This window comes from Streptomyces sp. NPDC052773, from assembly GCF_044547145.1.
Lineage (GTDB): Bacteria > Actinomycetota > Actinomycetes > Streptomycetales > Streptomycetaceae > Streptomyces.
Genome location: NZ_JBITZX010000021.1, coordinates 82,700 through 99,051, shown reverse-complemented (window position 1 = coordinate 99,051; position 16,352 = coordinate 82,700). Strand labels below are relative to the sequence as shown.

Annotated in this window: 13 protein-coding genes; 12 read left to right on the top strand and 1 reads right to left on the bottom strand. The window is 72.7% G+C overall.

The window, feature by feature from the left end; translation table 11 throughout:
• Positions 1-220: 220 nt before the first annotated feature.
• Positions 221-1,540, top strand: a complete 1,320-nt coding sequence (locus tag ACIG0D_RS32905) for an IS701 family transposase (protein ID WP_399808401.1) — start codon at positions 221-223, stop codon at positions 1,538-1,540.
• Positions 1,541-1,656: 116 nt separating this feature from the next.
• Here ACIG0D_RS32905 and ACIG0D_RS32900 read toward each other — a convergent pair whose 3' ends face one another.
• The gene (locus ACIG0D_RS32900) at positions 1,657-3,594 is read right to left on the bottom strand and encodes a helix-turn-helix domain-containing protein (protein WP_399808398.1); all 1,938 of its coding nucleotides are present in this window, start codon (positions 3,592-3,594) and stop codon (positions 1,657-1,659) included.
• 227 nt (positions 3,595-3,821) lie between these two features.
• On the opposite strand from ACIG0D_RS32900, the gene ACIG0D_RS32895 reads away from it, so the two are divergent.
• From ACIG0D_RS32895 to ACIG0D_RS32845, 11 genes are all read left to right on the top strand, one after another.
• Positions 3,822-4,538 carry a methyltransferase domain-containing protein gene (locus ACIG0D_RS32895; protein WP_399808395.1) on the top strand — a complete coding sequence of 239 codons (717 nt, stop codon included), beginning with the start codon at positions 3,822-3,824 and terminating at the stop codon, positions 4,536-4,538.
• Between the two features lie 41 nt (positions 4,539-4,579).
• Positions 4,580-6,763 carry an aminodeoxychorismate synthase component I gene (gene pabB, locus ACIG0D_RS32890; protein WP_399808392.1) on the top strand — a complete coding sequence of 728 codons (2,184 nt, stop codon included), beginning with the start codon at positions 4,580-4,582 and terminating at the stop codon, positions 6,761-6,763.
• Positions 6,764-7,155: 392 nt separating this feature from the next.
• Positions 7,156-7,914 carry a hypothetical protein gene (locus ACIG0D_RS32885; protein WP_399808389.1) on the top strand — a complete coding sequence of 253 codons (759 nt, stop codon included), beginning with the start codon at positions 7,156-7,158 and terminating at the stop codon, positions 7,912-7,914.
• Between the two features lie 143 nt (positions 7,915-8,057).
• Positions 8,058-9,170 carry a ParB/RepB/Spo0J family partition protein gene (locus ACIG0D_RS32880; RefSeq protein WP_399808386.1) on the top strand — a complete coding sequence of 371 codons (1,113 nt, stop codon included), beginning with the start codon at positions 8,058-8,060 and terminating at the stop codon, positions 9,168-9,170.
• Positions 9,171-9,468: 298 nt separating this feature from the next.
• Positions 9,469-9,957, top strand: coding sequence for a PhzA/PhzB family protein (locus tag ACIG0D_RS32875; RefSeq protein ID WP_365760786.1), 489 nt, complete (start codon positions 9,469-9,471; stop codon positions 9,955-9,957).
• 28 nt (positions 9,958-9,985) lie between these two features.
• Positions 9,986-11,158 (top strand): 3-deoxy-7-phosphoheptulonate synthase, encoded by a 1,173-nt coding sequence (locus ACIG0D_RS32870; RefSeq protein WP_399808383.1) that lies wholly within the window; start codon positions 9,986-9,988, stop codon positions 11,156-11,158.
• 80 nt (positions 11,159-11,238) lie between these two features.
• A complete protein-coding gene (locus tag ACIG0D_RS32865; RefSeq protein ID WP_399808380.1) occupies positions 11,239-11,862 on the top strand; it encodes an isochorismatase family protein in 624 nt (207 codons plus the stop codon).
• Entirely contained in the window at positions 11,859-13,754 is a 1,896-nt protein-coding gene (locus ACIG0D_RS32860) for an anthranilate synthase family protein (RefSeq protein WP_399808378.1), read from the top strand. Before ACIG0D_RS32865 ends, ACIG0D_RS32860 begins: the two co-directional genes overlap by 4 nt.
• A 32-nt stretch (positions 13,755-13,786) precedes the next feature.
• On the top strand, positions 13,787-14,623 hold the full coding sequence (locus ACIG0D_RS32855) for a PhzF family phenazine biosynthesis protein (protein ID WP_399808375.1): 837 nt from the start codon (positions 13,787-13,789) through the stop codon (positions 14,621-14,623).
• 58 nt (positions 14,624-14,681) lie between these two features.
• The gene (gene phzG / locus ACIG0D_RS32850; RefSeq protein WP_399808372.1) at positions 14,682-15,320 is read left to right on the top strand and encodes a phenazine biosynthesis FMN-dependent oxidase PhzG; all 639 of its coding nucleotides are present in this window, start codon (positions 14,682-14,684) and stop codon (positions 15,318-15,320) included.
• A 180-nt stretch (positions 15,321-15,500) separates the two neighbouring features.
• Entirely contained in the window at positions 15,501-16,322 is an 822-nt protein-coding gene (locus tag ACIG0D_RS32845; RefSeq protein WP_399808369.1) for a nuclear transport factor 2 family protein, read from the top strand.
• The last annotated feature ends 30 nt before the right edge of the window (positions 16,323-16,352 follow it).

Here is a 16,352-nt window from a genome sequence, read left to right as displayed (position 1 = left end):
GCCGCCGCGAACGGTTCTCTCTGTTCTTCTCCCCCTCTCCCTCCCCGCGTCTCCGGGTGCCCGCGGCGCCCCACTGTTCCCGCCCGAGCGGTGTGGTGGTGGTCGCGGGACCGGGTCTTCGCGTGGGGTGGGGGTCTGCGCACCTCGTGTTCGGGGGGCGGGAGGGGGAGAGTTGAGGGGACGGACGGATACCGCCACGGCATCGAAGGGGTAGGTTTTCGTGTTCGGGTCAGGCATGGACATCGGTTTCGGGCGGGATGTGTCGAGGTCCCGTCTGCGGCTCGGCACCAGTGGTCTGGCCGTCAGCGGCCTCGCCTCCGGTGGGTCGGGGGACGTGTGGGAGGGCCCGGCCCGGGAGTTGGCCGATGTGCTGTTCGCCTCGTTCTCCCGGCGCGACCAGCGGCAGAAGGGCGAGCAGTACCTGAGAGGGCTGCTGAGAACCAGGGGACGCAAGTCCATCCGGAACATCGCCGCGCATGTGGGCGGGCCGGCCGCCGAGCAGAGTCTGCATCACTTCATCAGCAGTTCCACCTGGGACTGGATGCCCGTCCGGGAGGCGCTGGCCGCGCATCTGGAGCAGGTGGTGGCGCCGCAGGCGTGGGTCGTGCGGTCGATGCCCATCCTCAAGGCCGGACAGCACTCCGTCGGGGTCGACCAGGTGTTTGACCCTTGTCTCGGGCAGGCGTTCCGGGGGCAGCACGCCTTCGGGGTCTGGCACGCGTCCGAGAACTTCAGCGCCCCGCTGCACTGGCGGTTGCATCTGCCGCAGACCTGGGTGCAGGACGACAACCGGCGCCGCCGGGCCGAGGTGCCCGAAGGGATCGGTGAGGAGACGGAGGAGGAGTGTGCCTCCGCCGCCGTCCTCGACACCATGACCTCCTGGCCGGTGTCGTTGCGGCCCGTGGTGCTCAACGTCCATGTCGCCCGCGTCGCCGCCACCGTCGGACGGTTCAGCGAGGCGGGGGTGCCCGTGATCGTGCGGGTCGGAGGCGGCAGCCGGCTCACCGTGCGCGATCCCGCGCTGCCCGGTCACGGGGCCGGACCGCTGGGCGCCGAGCAGATTCTGATGGCCGTACGGGGGCTCGGGCGGGCCGTCGAGTGGACCGATCCGGCCGGACCGTCCCGGCCCCGCCGGGTCTCGGCGGCCGTGACGGTGCGGGTCGGCGCGGCCGGGCCGTCCGCGCGGCTGAGCCGGGGCGGTGCCGGCTCCGGTGAGCTGGTGCTGCTCGGCGAGTGGGAGGCCGGGGCGCGGGTGCCGTCCGCGATGTGGGTCACCAACATGGCGTCCGTGCCGGCGGGCGCGCTGCTGCGGATGACCAAGCTGGCCGGGCGGGCCCGCCGCGACCTCGCCGAGATCGGTGAGCGGGTCGGGCTCAAGGACTTCGAGGGACGGTCGTTCCGCGGCTGGCACCGCCATGTCACGCTGGCCTCCGCCGCCCATGCCGTCGTCGCCCTCGCCGGTGAGGGCATGGCCGATCCCCAGGGCCACCCCGCCGCCTACGTCAGTGGGTTCACCGACGTCGTGCGGCGGTCCGCCTGATCGTCGTCCCCGGGACCGGCCTGATCGTCGTCCCCGGGACCGCCTGAGCGTCGTCCCCGGGACCGGCCTGCTCATCGTCCCCGGGACCGGCCTGATCACCGTCCCCGGAGGCTGCCTCAGCCTTCCCGGCCGTACGCGGACGCCGGGCCGTGCTGGACCGCGTCGCGGGTGCGCAGCAGGCGCAGGGCCAGCTGGATCTCCAGGGCGTTGGAGGGCTGTTGCCAGTCCGGGCCCAGGAGTTCGGTGATGCGCTGGAGGCGGCGGGCGATGGTGTTGGCGTGGACGTGGAGGTGGGCGGCGGCGCGGGTGGGGCTGCTGCCGGAGGTGAAGTACGCCTCCAGGGTGCGGACCAGGTCGGTGGAGCGTCTGCGGTCGTAGTCGAGGACCGGGCCCAGGACGGAGTCGACGAAGGTGTCGGCGTCGTGGTCGTCGGAGAGCAGCAGCCCGAGGAAGCCGAGGTCCCGCGCCGAGGCCGCGCCGCCGGTGGCGCCGAGGGAGACCAGGGCGTCCAGGCAGCGGCGCGCCTCCTGGTGGGCCTTGGCGACCGAGCCCAGACCGGGGGCGACGCCCGCCGCGCCCACCGTGACCGGGTGGCCCAGGACGCGGGAGAGTTCACCGGCCGCCGCGTGCGCCGCGGCCGAGGGGTCGTCCGCGGGCAGCAGGAGCACCAGGCACTCGCCGCGTACGGTCTTCAGGCCGCGGTGCCGGTAGGCGTACGAGGAGGCCCATACGGCCGTCTCCCCCTGCTTGGCGGCCTCGGGGCGGACGACGAGGACGGCGTGCGGGCGGTCGGGGTCGACGCCGAGGCGGCGGACCCGCTCGTTCATGCGGCGCGGCGGCTGGGAGCCGGCGGTGAGCAGCGCGTCCAGGCACTCGTCGCGCGCGGGGCCGGCCGCCGCGCCGGCGTTGTGCGCGAGCAGCTGCATGAGGGCCGCCGTCTGGCCGACGGCGTACAGCAGCCGGTGTTCCTCCTCGGTGAGCGGGGTGGCGCGCTGCATCAGCAGGACGCCCGGGGCCTCGACGCCCGTGGTGACGTGTGTGGCCCAGACGGTGTCGGTCATGGCGACCGGTGCCTCGCTCGCCTGGGACTCGGCGAGGGCGCGGACCACGCGTTCCGGGTTGGCCGAGGGGATGTCGCCGGTGCCGGCGAGGGTACGGCCGTCGGCGTCGCGCAGCGAGAGCACGCCGCCCAGTTCGCCGCGGGCCAGTTCGAGGACGTCGTGCGGGGTGCCGCCGGTGAGGACCATCGTGGTCAGCCGGGCCTGTATCCGTGTCAGGTGTTCCAGGCCGTGCAGGCGCGCGGCCAGGGCGGATCGTTCCTCCTCCGCTCTGGCCTGGCCGGCCCTGAGGCGTTCCAGCCGCCGGGTCTCCTCGATGGCGGAGGCCGCGAGGACGGCGAGGGAACTCAGCAGGCTGATCTCGTCGGGAGAGAAGTGGCGGCGTCCGCGTGAGGCCCCGTACAGGGCGCCGATGGAGGTGCCGTCGTGGGTCAGCGGCACGGCGAGGATCGCGTGGAGGCCTTCGGAGTCGACGACCTCGTCGATCGCCGGGGAGTGCGAGAACCGGTCGTCGGTCAGATAGTCGGGGGTCCACAGGGGCGCCTGCGTGCGCAGGACCCGTTCGCCCAGGCCTAAGCCGGTGGCCAGTTCCAGGCCCACGCTGCTGGCGGTGATCTCGCCCTTCGAGGTGTGCACGTACGAGCCGCCGTCCGGCAGGCTCAGGCTGACCCACGCCATGTCGAAGTTGAGCAGCCGACGGGCCTGGCTGGTCACGGAGTTGAGCAGGTCGTCGAGGTCGTCGCGGAACGCCATGGCCTGGCTGGTGTCGATCAGGGCCATGAGGCCGGCCTCGCGTCTGCGCCGCTGTTCCACCGAGGTGTGCACGTCCAGGGCGAGCCGGACGGCCTGTTCCAGTTCGTCGAGCCGTTCGCGGGGTGTGCCGCGGTGCCGGGCGAGCCGCAGGAGTTCCTCGAGCCGGGCGGGGGGCGCCTCCTGGGCCAGCAGCTCCAGGACGGCGAGCGCCGGGGAATCCGTCGAGGCAGCGTCCGGATTCACCAGTGCCCCTTAGTGAGAAGACAAGACCAAGCCAGATGACGATACGAGCATTCGTTTGCAGCTGGCAAGCGGACGGCGCGCTGCGAGGGCCCGCGAAGTGTGGTGATAGCACCGGTGAAGTGCCCTTGTGGTGTTCCGGGAGCACCTTCCTGTCACTCTCCCGGGTGAAAAATGATGTTCCCGGGGGGCTGAGGGGAACGGCACCCCGCTTTGCGCAAGGGGTGAAAATGACAGAACTCAAGAGCTACGTGCGGTCGTTGGAGCGCAGCCGGAGCGCGCTGACCCGCGCGGACCGGCCGAGGACGTTCGCGATGGCGGGCCGGGAGTGGGATCTGCTGGAGGACGTGTTCGCCCCGCCGTTCTCGGCCACCACGCAGGTGGCCATGGAGATCCTCGGCCTCGTCGGGGACGGGGAGCCGCGCTACCGCCGTGACGGCTCGTTCATCGAGATCGGATCCGGGACCGGGATCATCGCGGTGACCGCGGCACTGAACGGCTGCGAACGGGTGGTGGCCACGGACATCAGTACCGCCGCCGTGGAGAACACCCGGCTGAACGCCGAACGCCACCGGGTCGCCGACCGCGTACGGGCCCTGCACGGCGACCTGTTCTCCGCGCTGGACCCCGACGAGCGCTTCGACACCGTCTACTGGCACTCCAACTTCGTCCTGGCGCCGGAGAGTTACCGCTACGAGACGGTGCACGAGGCGGCCTACGTCGACCCCGGCTACCAGGCGCACCGCCGCTATCTCGTCGAGGCGCCGCTGCGGACCACCGCGGGCGGGCGGGCGCTGCTGCAGTTCAGCGACCGCGGCGACCTGGACCGGCTGCACGAACTGGCCGCCGCCTGCGACCGCGAGCTGACCGTGCACTGCCGGCGCTCCTTCGCCGAGGGCCCGGACACGATCGAGCACATCCTCTACGAGATCACGCCCGCTTCCTGAACGGCCGTACGGGCGAACCGTCCACACGTCACGGAACCACAGTGCGCACGCTGCTGATAGACAACTACGACTCCTTCACCTACAACCTCTTCCACTACCTGGCCGAGGTGAGCGGACACGAGCCGGTGGTCCTGCGCAACGACGACCCGCGCTGGCATCCCGGTCTTCTCGCCGAGTTCGACAACGTCGTGCTGTCGCCGGGGCCCGGGAACCCCTCGGTGGACGCCGACTTCGGGATCTGCCGGGAGATCCTGGACCGCGCCGACCTGCCGCTGCTCGGCATCTGCCTCGGTCACCAGGGCCTGGCCCTGGCGCACGGGGCGACCGTCGGGCGGGCGCCGCAGCCGTGTCACGGCAGGGTGTCGCCCGTACGGCACGACGGTTCGGGGCTGTTCGAAGGGCTGCCGTCGCCCCTGGACGTGGTCCGTTACCACTCGCTGGCGGTGACGGATCTGCCGGACGAGCTGAAGGCGGTGGCGTGGACCGCGGACGGCGTGCTGATGGCGGTCGAGCACCGGGAACGCCCGCGGTGGGGGCTCCAGTTCCACCCGGAGTCCGTCCTCACCCGCCATGGCCACGACCTGCTGCGCAACTTCACCCGGCTGAGCGCGTCGTGGCACGCGGAGCACGGCCGGGGGCGGCCGGCGGGGGCGCGGGAGACGGTGGAACTGCTGGGTCCGTCCGGTGCGGGAGATCCGTCCGGTGCGGGCGGCCCGTCCGGTACGGGCGCCGGCGGGGCCACCCAGGCCGACGGGGCCAGTTGGAGCGGCGGGAGCGAAGCCGTGCGCTCGCTGCGGGTGCTCCACGAGAGCGTGCGGACGCGGTGGAGCGACGAGGTCGTCTTCGACCGGCTCTTCCGCGGCGGGCCGTACGCGTTCTGGCTGGACAGCAGCAGGCCCGACGCCGGCATGGGCCGCTTCTCGGTGCTGGGGGACGCGTCCGGGCCGCTGGCCCGGGTCGCGGAGGCGGACGTGCGCAGCCGTACCGTCACCGTACGGTCCGCGGCCGGGACACAGGTGGTGTCGGGCGCGTTCCTCGACTGGCTGGACCGCGACCTGAGGGACACCCGCACCGAAGTCCCCGACCTGCCGTGCGACTTCGCGCTCGGCTGGGTCGGCTACCTCGGCTACGAGCTGAAGGCGGAGTGCGGCGGCGGCACCGGTCATCCCTCGGAGGACCCCGACGCCGTCATGGTCTTCGCCGACCGCGCCGTGGTCCTCGACCACGCCACCGGCACCACCCATCTGCTGGCCCTCGCCGAGGACGGCGACGAGACCGCGGCCCGCGCCTGGCTGCGCGCCGCCGCGGACGCGCTGGCCGGCGTGGCGGGCCGGGAGCCAGGGCCGGGCCCGGTGTGCGCGCCGCTGCCGGCCATCCGGCTGCGCCACGACCGCGAGGCGTATCTGCGGATGATCGCCCGCGCCCAGGAGGAGATCGCGGCGGGCGAGACGTACGAGGTGTGCCTGACCAACATGGCCGAGGCGCACGGGGACGTGGACGCCTGGGAGGCGTACCGCTTCCTGCGCCGCCACAGCCCCGCCCCCTACGGCGCGCTGCTCGACTTCGGGTCGCTGTCCCTGCTCAGCACGTCCCCCGAGCGCTTCCTGCGCTTGGACGGCGACGGGGTCGCCGAGTCCCGGCCGATCAAGGGCACCCGGCCGCGGGGCGCGGACCCGGCCGAGGACGCCGCGCTCGTGGCCGACCTGCGCTCGGACGAGAAGGACCGCGCGGAGAACCTGATGATCGTCGACCTGGTCCGCAACGACCTGGGACGGCACGCCGTCACCGGCTCGGTCGAGGCCGACGACATCTTCCGGGTCGAGACGTACGCCACCGTGCACCAGCTCGTGAGCCCGGTGCGGGCGAGGCTGCGCCCGGGGTCCGGGGCGGTGGACTGCGTGCGGGCGGCCTTCCCGCCGGGCTCCATGACCGGCGCGCCGAAGATCCGGACCATGCGCCTCATCGACGAGCTGGAGCGCGGTCCGCGCGGCGCCTACTCGGGGGCCGTCGGCTACTTCTCCCTGACCGGGGCGGCCGACCTCAGCGTGGTGATCCGTACCGCCGTGGTCACCCCGGGCCGGATCCGCTACGGCGTCGGCGGCGCCGTCGTCGCCCTGTCCGACCCGGCCGCCGAGTACGAGGAGACGGCGGTGAAGGCGGCGCCCCTGCTGGCGCTGACCGGGTGTTCCTTCCCGGGCCGGCACCCGCAGTCGCTGCCCGTGTGAGCGACGCGGCGACGGCGCGACGGCGCTCGTGCGGCGCCACTGAGCGGACGGCTGTGCGGCGAGGCTGCGACCACGCCGCACAGCCGGTGATCCGGCGCATCGGAACCGGCCGCCGACAGCCGGTCCCGGTGCGCGTGCCCCTTCGGCCGGCCGCGGCCGACGGGGGAAGAACACCCGCGGCCGGTCCGTGTCGGCACGCACCGCTCACCTGATCGACCCTGCTCCGGCGGCCCGTCGACGGCAACGCGGGCCGGCGGACTTTGTCAGGTCGGCGGCGGACCTGACAGACATCGCGCGCGGCCGGGCGGCGCGGCGGCACGTGCGGCGATCCTGGGCGCCGGCAGTCACAGCGCACGGCGGTCGACCACCGCCCTCACCCACAGGAGAGACGCATGACCCGCAGCGGTGACCTGATCCTCCGGCTCCTGGCCGAGGCCTCCTCCGGCCCCTCGCCCGACCGCGGCGTCACCGGGTTGTGCCGCCACGCGGAGCAGGAGGGCACGTTCTGGTTCCTCGGCGGCGACGGCGCGACGGCGCTGCTGTACGACGCGGTGGAGGACACCGTGGTGCGGCCGGCCGGGTCGATCGGCCGGCACTGGCCGCCGCTGCTGGGCACGGCCGCCGCCCGGCGCACCGACGCCTGCTACACGACGTACCACCGGCCGAACGGCTACCACTGGTTCTTCGCCGGGGACCAGGTGCTCCAGTACGACAGCGTGAAAGGGGTCGTGCTGCAGGGGCCGTGCCCGGTCGGGGACCTGTTCCGGTTCACCGGCGAGGCGGCCGACTTCGCGCGGGGCGTCGACGCGGTCTGCCCGCCCGCACCCAGGGACGGCCTGTTCTGGTTCTTCCGCGGTGACCGTGCGCTGCAGTACGACACACGCGAGGGCCGGGTGACCGAGCCGGTCCGGCCGCTGACCGCGTACTGGCCGGGTCTCGCCGGGACCGTCTTCGCGAACGGAATCGACGGCTGCTACACCACGCACCACCTGCCGGGTGGCCGGCACTGGCTGTTCGCCGACGGCCTGACCGGTCTCTACGACAGCGTGCGGCACGCCTTCGTGTACGGTCCCGCCGCGTTCACCGAGCTGTTCCCGGCGCTGCGGGAGGACCTGGTCAGCCCGCATGCCGGGTCTGCGATTTCTCGGTGAAACCGCAGGTCGGCAGCGTACTTGACGTACTCCGGCGCACTTGACGGAGTACCACGTTCCCCTTTGAGCCCAGCTCATGCGCACCACATGATCGGCCAGGTAGCGCATGGTGCCGAGATTCTTCAGCCAAGGGGGAAGCGCTCGTGAACGTCGCCACCGATCCCGCCACCCGAATATCCGACGTCCTCGCCGCACCTTGTGAAACGGTTGCGATCGCGCTGCTGAAACCGGCCGACTCGCCGCGCGCCCAGCGCCAGGACGACGGCCATGTCCGTGAACTCGCCGACTCGCCGCACGACTTCGAGCCGATCCTGGTGCACCGGCCGACCATGCGGGTCGTCGACGGTATGCACCGGCTGGCGGCGACCCTGCTGCGGGGCCGCCGGGAGATCCGGGTCCGCTGGTTCGACGGCAGCGAGGCCGACGCCTACGTCCTGTCCGTGCAGCTGAACGTCCGGCACGGGCTGCCGCTGACGCGCGCCGAGCGCCGGCTCGCCGCGGTGCGCATCCTCGCCTCGCATCCGCACTGGTCGGACCGGGCGATCGCGGAGCGCACCGGGCTCAGCGACAAGACGGTGGGGCGGTTGCGCAGGTGTTCGAGTGCGGAAATTCCGCAGTTGGACCGCCGGGTGGGCCGGGACGGCAGCGTACGGCCGGTCAGCAGCGCGGAGGGACGCCGGCTCGTCGCCGCGCTGCTGGCCGCCGAGCCCGGGGCGTCCCTGCGGGAACTCGCCCGCAAGTCCGGGATGTCCCTCGGCACGGTCCGGGATGTGCGGGAGCGGCTGAGCCGCGGGCAGGACCCGGTGCCCGAGCGGCAGCGCGAGGCGGCCCGGCCCGCTGCGGGATCGGCGACCGCGGGCCGGGCCGCCACCACGACGACGACCGCCACCACGACCGGTGCCGCCACGGCGTCCGGTGCCGCCACCACCGCGCCCGGTGGTACCGCGCCCGGTGCCACCGCGGCCGACGTGCCGCGGATCCCCCGGCAGCCCTCCCCGAACGACCCGCGGCGGGCGCCGGGCAGCCCCGCGCTGCGCAAACTCGCCAAGGACCCAGCCCTCAAGGCCTCCGAGCCCGGCCGGCTGCTGCTGCGGGCCCTGTTCAGCACGGAGTTCACCCCCGCCCAGTGGGAGCGGATCGTCGCCGCGCTCCCCGAGTACTGGGCCCCTCTCGTCCGCTCCCTCGCCGCGCGCCGCGCCGCGGAGTGGACCGCCCTGGCCGACGCCCTCGCCGCCCACGCGAAGAGCGCGGCGTAGCGAGCCGGGCGCCGCGGCGGAATTCGGCTTCCTCCGCTCACTTCGCCCATTGACAGCGCGTCAATAATCCATTCTCATTCGACCGCCCTCGCACATCACGAATCCCGCACCCAGGAAAAGCCCGCCCCCGTCGGTGGGCTTTTCGGCGTGCTCGGGCGGGAACCGGATACCCGACCGGAATTTCCTTTCCCGGTCACAGGGCGCCCGCTAGGCTCGACGCAGTTCGAGTCGGAGAGTTCTCCGGCCGCCTTCTCAGGACTTTCCGTCCGCCACCTCGCACCCGAAGGGGAACATCGTCATGCCTGAATTCACGCTGCCCGAGGGCTTCGCCGACGAGGCGGAGTTGCGCCGGCACAACCGGGCGATCGTCGAGCAGTACATGAACACCAAGGGCGAGGACCGCCTCCGCCGTCACCTGCTGTTCACCGAGGACGGAAGCGGCGGTCTGTGGACCAACGACACCGGCAAGCCGATCATGACGCACGGCCGGGACCGGCTCGGCGAGCACGCGGTGTGGTCGCTGAAGTGCTTCCCCGACTGGGAGTGGAAGAACGTCCGCATCTTCGAGACCCAGGACCCGAACTTCTTCTGGGTGGAGTGCGACGGCGAGGGCAAGATCCTTTTCCCGGGATATCCCGAGGGCTACTACAAGAACCACTTCATCCACTCCTTCGAATTCGAGAACGGGCAGATCAAGCGGCAGCGCGAGTTCATGAACCCGAACGAGCAGCTGCGGGCCCTCGGAATCCCCGTGCCCACCGTCCGTCGCGAAGGCATACCCACCTGACCAGGCTTCTTGTGAGGGGAGAGCAATAATGGAGGAAGTCCTGCGCGGAATGGAGACCCGCGAGGCCCTGCAGCAGCCGGAATGGGGTGACGCGTCGCAGGTGCGGCGGGTGCGCGAGACCCTGGAGGCGCGTCCCCCGCTCGTCCGGGCCGCGGACGTCCGCACCCTTCGCTCCCTCCTCGCCCGGGTGTCGGCCGGTGACGCCCTGGTCGTCCAGGCCGGGGACTGCGCGGAGGACGTGAACGAGAACACCGCCGGGAACGTGGCCCGCAAGATGGCGGTCCTCGACCTGCTGGCCGGCGCGCTGCGGCTGGCCACCCACAAGCCCGTCGTGCGGATCGGCCGGATCGCGGGGCAGTTCGCCAAGCCGCGGTCCCGGGCCACCGAGATCTGCGACGGCGTCGAACTGCCCTCCTACCGGGGGGACATGGTCAACGGCCCCGAGCCGGACCCGGAGAGCCGCCGCCCCGACCCGCTGCGGATCCTGGTCGGGTACATGGCCGCGAACGACATGATGGAACACCTCGGCTGGAAGGGCCCCACCGCCGGCACCGGCCTGGACGCCCCGGTGTGGACCAGCCACGAGGCGCTGCTCCTCGACTACGAGGTGCCGATGCTGCGCCGCGACGAGTACGGCCGGGTCTACCTCGGCTCCACGCATCTGCCGTGGATCGGCGAGCGCACCCGCCAGGTCGAGGGCGCCCATGTCGCCCTGCTCGCCCAGGTGTTCAACCCGGTGGCCTGCAAGATCGGCCCGAGCGCGACCCCCGATGAGGTGCTCGCGCTGTGCGAGCGGCTCGACCCGGACCGCGAACCGGGGCGGCTCACCCTCATCGCCCGGATGGGCGCCGACGCGGTCGCCGACCGGCTGCCGCCGCTCGTCGAGGCCGTACGCGCCGCCGGTCACCCGGTGGGCTGGCTCACCGACCCGATGCACGGCAACACCGTGCAGGCCCCGGGCGGCAGCAAGACCCGCCTGGTGGAGACGGTGGTGCGCGAGGTGCGCGACTTCCAGCAGGCCGTCACCGCGGCGGGCGGCGTGGCCGCGGGCGTGCACCTGGAGACCACCCCGGACGACGTCACCGAGTGCGCCTTCGCCGAGGCCGACCTGCCGCACGTGGACGACCGGTACACCAGCCGCTGCGACCCGCGGCTCAACCCGCGGCAGGCGCTGCACGTCGTCTCGGCCTGGGCCGCCTGACCGCCCCTCGACCTCATCCCCCCTCCCCCCTCACCCTCCCCCACGAGACATCCTGCGACCAGGAACTGGAGCCCAGGGCCATGACCGGCATACCGCCCATCGATCCCTATCCGTTTCCCACCGCCGGAGACCTGCCCCGCAACACCGCCCGCTGGACCCTCGACCCCGACCGCGCGGTCCTGCTCGTCCACGACATGCAGCGCTACTTCCTCGCGCCGTTCCCGGACGCCGTACGCGCCGAACTCGTCCGCAACGCGGCGCAGATCCGCCGCTGGTGCGCCGAGCGCGGTGTACCGGTCGCCTACACGGCCCAGCCCGGCGGCATGAGCGAGCAGGACCGCGGTCTGCTGAAGGACTTCTGGGGCCCCGGCATGCGCACCGACCCCGCCGACCGCGAGGTCGTCGACGAACTCGCCCCCGCCGCCGGGGACTGGCGGTTCACCAAGTGGCGCTACAGCGCCTTCTTCCGCTCCGACCTGCTCAGCCGTATGCGCGAGGCCGGCCGGGACCAGCTGGTCCTGTGCGGGGTCTACGCCCACGTCGGCGTCCTGATGTCGGCCGTCGACGCGTACACCAACGACATCCAGGCGTTCCTCGTCGCCGACGCGGTCGCCGACTTCTCCGAGGAGTACCACCGGATGGCCGTGCGCTACGCGGCCGAGCGCTGCGCCATGGTCGTCACCACCAAGGAGGTCACCGGATGACCGGCTCCACCGCCGTGGCGGCGGACGACCTGCTGGGCCGCGTCCTGGGCGGCCGGCCGGGCCCGTACGCCCTGCTGCACCGCCCCGAGAGCACCGGTCCCGGCCTGCTCGACGTGCTCGTCGGCGAGGTCGCGACGCCCGGTTCACTCGCGGAGATCGAGCTGCCCGAGGCCGAGGCGGACCCGGCCGGTGCCCGGCACGACGTACTGGCCGTGCTGCCCTACCGGCAGGTCGCCGAGCGCGGGTTCGCGGCCCCCGACGACGGCGCGCCGCTGATCGCGATGACCGTCACCGGCCAGCAGACGGTCCGGCTGGCGGACGCGCTCGCCCGTATCCCGGACGTGCCGACGCCGCTGAGCGGTGAGCACTTCGACGTGGACGACGCCGCCTACGCCGACACCGTGCGCCGCATCGTCAAGGAGGCCATCGGCGAGGGCGAGGGCGCCAACTTCGTCTACAAGCGCTCCTTCGTCGCCGACATCGGGGACTACGGGCCGCACAGCGCGCTCGCCTTCTTCCGCCGCCTGGTGGAGCAGGAGAGCGGCGCGTACTGGACGTTCCTCATCCACACCGGGGAGCGGACGTTCGTCGGCGCCTCCCCCGAGCGGCACATCACCCTCGACGCGGGCGCCGCCGTGATGAACCCGATCAGCGGCACATACCGCTATCCCGCTTCGGGCCCGAGTCTCGGCGACGTCATGGACTTCCTCGCCGACCGCAAGGAGACCGACGAGCTGTACATGGTCGTCGACGAGGAACTGAAGATGATGGCCCGGATCTGCGCCGAGGGCGGCCGGGTGACCGGGCCGTACCTGAAGGAGATGGCCCGGGTCGCGCACACCGAGTACCTCATCGAGGGCCGCACCGACCGCGACGTGCGCGAGATCCTGCGCGAGACGCTGTTCGCGCCCACCGTGACCGGCAGCCCCCTGGAGAGCGCCTGCCGGATCATCGCCCGGCACGAGCCGGAGGGCCGCGGCTACTACAGCGGCGTCGCCGCCCTCATCGGACGCGACGCCGACGGCGGGCGCCGGATGGACTCCGCCATCCTCATCCGCACCGCCGACATCGACCCCCGCGGCCGGCTGCGGATCGGCGTGGGCGCCACCCTCGTACGCCACTCCGACCCGGACGCCGAGGCGGAGGAGACCCGGGCCAAGGCCGCCGGGCTGCTCGCGGCGCTCGGCGACCGCCCCGGCACCCGCTTCGCCCACCACCCCGGTGTGCGGACCGCGCTGGAAAGCCGCAACGAGGGCATCGCCGACTTCTGGCTGCGCGCGGCGCCGGAGCGGGCCCGGCCGCTTCAGGACCTGGCGGGCCGCCGCGTGCTGGTGGTCGACGCCGAGGACACCTTCACCTCGATGATCGCCCACCAGCTGCGCTCCACCGGGCTCACGGTCACCGTGCGCCGCTTCGACGAGCCGTACTCCTTCGACGAGCACGACCTGGTCGTCATGGGGCCCGGGCCGGGCGATCCGCGAGAGACCGGACACCCCAAGATCGCCCATCTGCACACGGCGGTGCGCACGCTGCTCGACGGGCGGCGGCCCTTCCTCGCCGTCTGCCTCAGCCACCAGGTGCTCGGCCTCCAGCTCGGGCTGCCGCTGCGCCGCCGGGACGTGCCCAACCAGGGCGTGCAGAAGGAGATCGACCTCTTCGGCGCCCGCGAACGGGTCGGCTTCTACAACACGTTCGCCGCCGTCGCCGACGGACCGGAGATCCGGGTCGACGGAATCGGCCGGGTCGAGATCAGCCGGGACCCGGACACCGGTGAGGTGCACGCGCTGCGCGGCCCGCACTTCACCTCCATGCAGTTCCACGCCGAGTCGGTGCTCACCCAGCACGGGCCGCGCATCCTCGCCACCGCGCTCCGGGACCTCCCGCGCCCCTGACCGCACAGCCGTACACCCCGTAGGAGGTCACCTTGCACCGGTACGTCGTCGTGGACGCCTTCGCCACCGAGCCCCTTCAGGGCAATCCCGTGGCGGTCTTCTTCGACGCCGACGACATCCCCGGCGAGCGTATGCAGCGCATCGCGCGGGAGATGAACCTCTCGGAGACCACGTTCGTCCTCACCCCGCGCGACGGCGGGGACGCCCGGATCCGGATCTTCACCCCGGTCAACGAGCTGCCCTTCGCCGGGCATCCGCTGCTCGGCACCGCGATCGCCCTCGGCGACGAGTCCGGGCACAAGGAGCTGCGGCTGGAGACCCGGATGGGCACCATCCCCTTCGAGGTGGACCACGCCGACGGGCGGGCCGTGGCCGCGCGCATGCGGCAGCCGGTGCCCACCTGGGAGCCCTTCGAGGAGGCCGACGAACTCCTCGACGCGCTCGGCGTGAAGACGTCCACGCTGCCCGTGGAGATCTACCGCAACGGTCCCCGGCACGTCTTCGTCGGCCTGGAGAGCTTCGAGGCGCTGTCCGCCCTGCACCCGGACCACCGGGCGCTGTCCAGGTTCCCCGACATGGCGGCCAACTGCTTCGCCGGGTCGGGCACGAAGTGGCGCAGCCGCATGTTCTCGCCCGCGTACGGCGTCGTCGAGGACGCGGCCACCGGGTCCGCCGCCGGCCCGCTCGCCATCCACCTGGCCCGCCACGGCCTGGCCGGGTACGGGCAGCGCATCGAGATCGTCCAGGGCGTCGACATGGGCCGCCCCTCCCCGATGCTCGCCCGCGCCGAGGGCACCGGCGACCGCGTCACCTCGGTCGAGGTCGGCGGCAGCGGCGCGGTCTTCGCCCAGGGCACGGCCCGGGTCTGAGACCCACACCCCCGGCCCCGACAACCCCTCCCCCCCCCAGAAACGGAGACATCCACCCATGAGCACAGGCAGGTCGGAGACCCTCACGGGGACCATCGACATCGCCTTCCCCGAGTTCCTCGCGCCGCCCGCCGACCCGGTGCCGCTGGTGCGGGAGTGGTTCGACGAGGCGGTACGGCTCGGTGTGCGCGAGCCGCGGGCGCTGGCACTGGCCACCGCGGACGAGCGGGGGCGGCCCTCGACCCGTGTGGTCGCGCTGAACCGGATCGCGGACGAGGGGTTCGTCTTCGCCACGCACGCCGACAGCCAGAAGGGCCGTGAGATGACGGCCAACCCGTACGCGTCGGGCGTCCTGTACTGGCGTGAGACCAGCCAGCAGCTCATCGTCAGCGGTGCCGTCGAGCGGCTGCCGGACACCGTCGCCGACGAACTGTGGTTCTCCCGGCCGCCGTTCACACACCCGATGTCCGTGGCGTCGCGGCAGAGCCAGGACCTCGTGGACCTCGACGCGCTGCGCGCCGAGGTGGACCGGCTCGCCGCGGACGGCCGCCCGCTGCCCCGCCCCGACCGCTACGCCGGTTTCCTGCTGCGCTTCGACGCCATCGAATTCTGGGCCAACGGCACGGACCGGCTGCACGAGCGGCTGCGCTACGACCGCACCGGCGACGGCTGGACCGCGCGCCGACTCCAGCCCTGAGCCCGACCTGACATAGTTCCCCGCCGCTCGTGGCGGGCCCCGCGCCGCTTACGCAGACTCAAGCCCTGTGACGCCCTCCATCAGCGTCCGCAGGGGAATGGGGAAACGCGCCGCGCGAAAGGGCCCGTCCGGGCGCTCGGAAAACGCGAAGTGAATTTCTCCGGAAACCAAGGAGACGCAGTGGCTGACGACGCCGAAAAGGTGGCTGCCGCCTATTTCGAGGCCTGGCGCACGCGGGATTTCACCGGCCTGCGCGCGCTGCTGGCCGACGAGGACTTCTCGTACACGGGACCGCTCGCGCGGCTCGACGACGCCGACGCGTGCCGGGAGTCACTGGCCCGGATGGCGTCGGTGACGACGGGCCTCGAGATTCGGCGGACGTTCACGGCCGGCGACGAGGTGACGACCTGGTTCGACCTGCACACCAGCATCGCCCCGCCCACCGCGGTGGCGAACCGGATGCGGGTGCGGAACGGGCGGATCACCGAGATCGAGGCCGTGTACGACCCGCGGGAGCTGCTGGCGTCCGCGGATCTGCCGCCGGAGGCCCGCGGTGCCGGAAAGCCGGCGAACGCCGGGGAAAAAGCCGAGGAATTCGTCGACCACACCAGCCGGAACGGCCACAAGAGAGGGAACGACACGATGACCACCGCTCGCGAACGCGCCAAGACGCCCGAGGACCTGGCCCGCATCTGGGTGGAGCTGGCGAATGCCGGGGACGCCGAGGGACTCGCGGAACTCTACGAGCCCGACGCGGTCATGGCTTTTCCGATCGGCAACACGATCGTCGGCCGTGACGCGATACGCAGGGCGTTCGAGGAGATGCTGAAGAAGCAGTCCCACTACGCGATGGAAGAGGCGCTGCCGACCCTGCGCCACGGCGACCTGGCCCTCACGTCGACGATCGCGGCCGACCACAGCATCGGCCGCTACCAGGTGGCCCGCCGGCAGCCCGACGGCACCTGGCTGCGCATCCTCCACTCCTCCGGCTACCTCTCCTGACGGCGCGCGAGCAGAAGGGCATCACCGCCG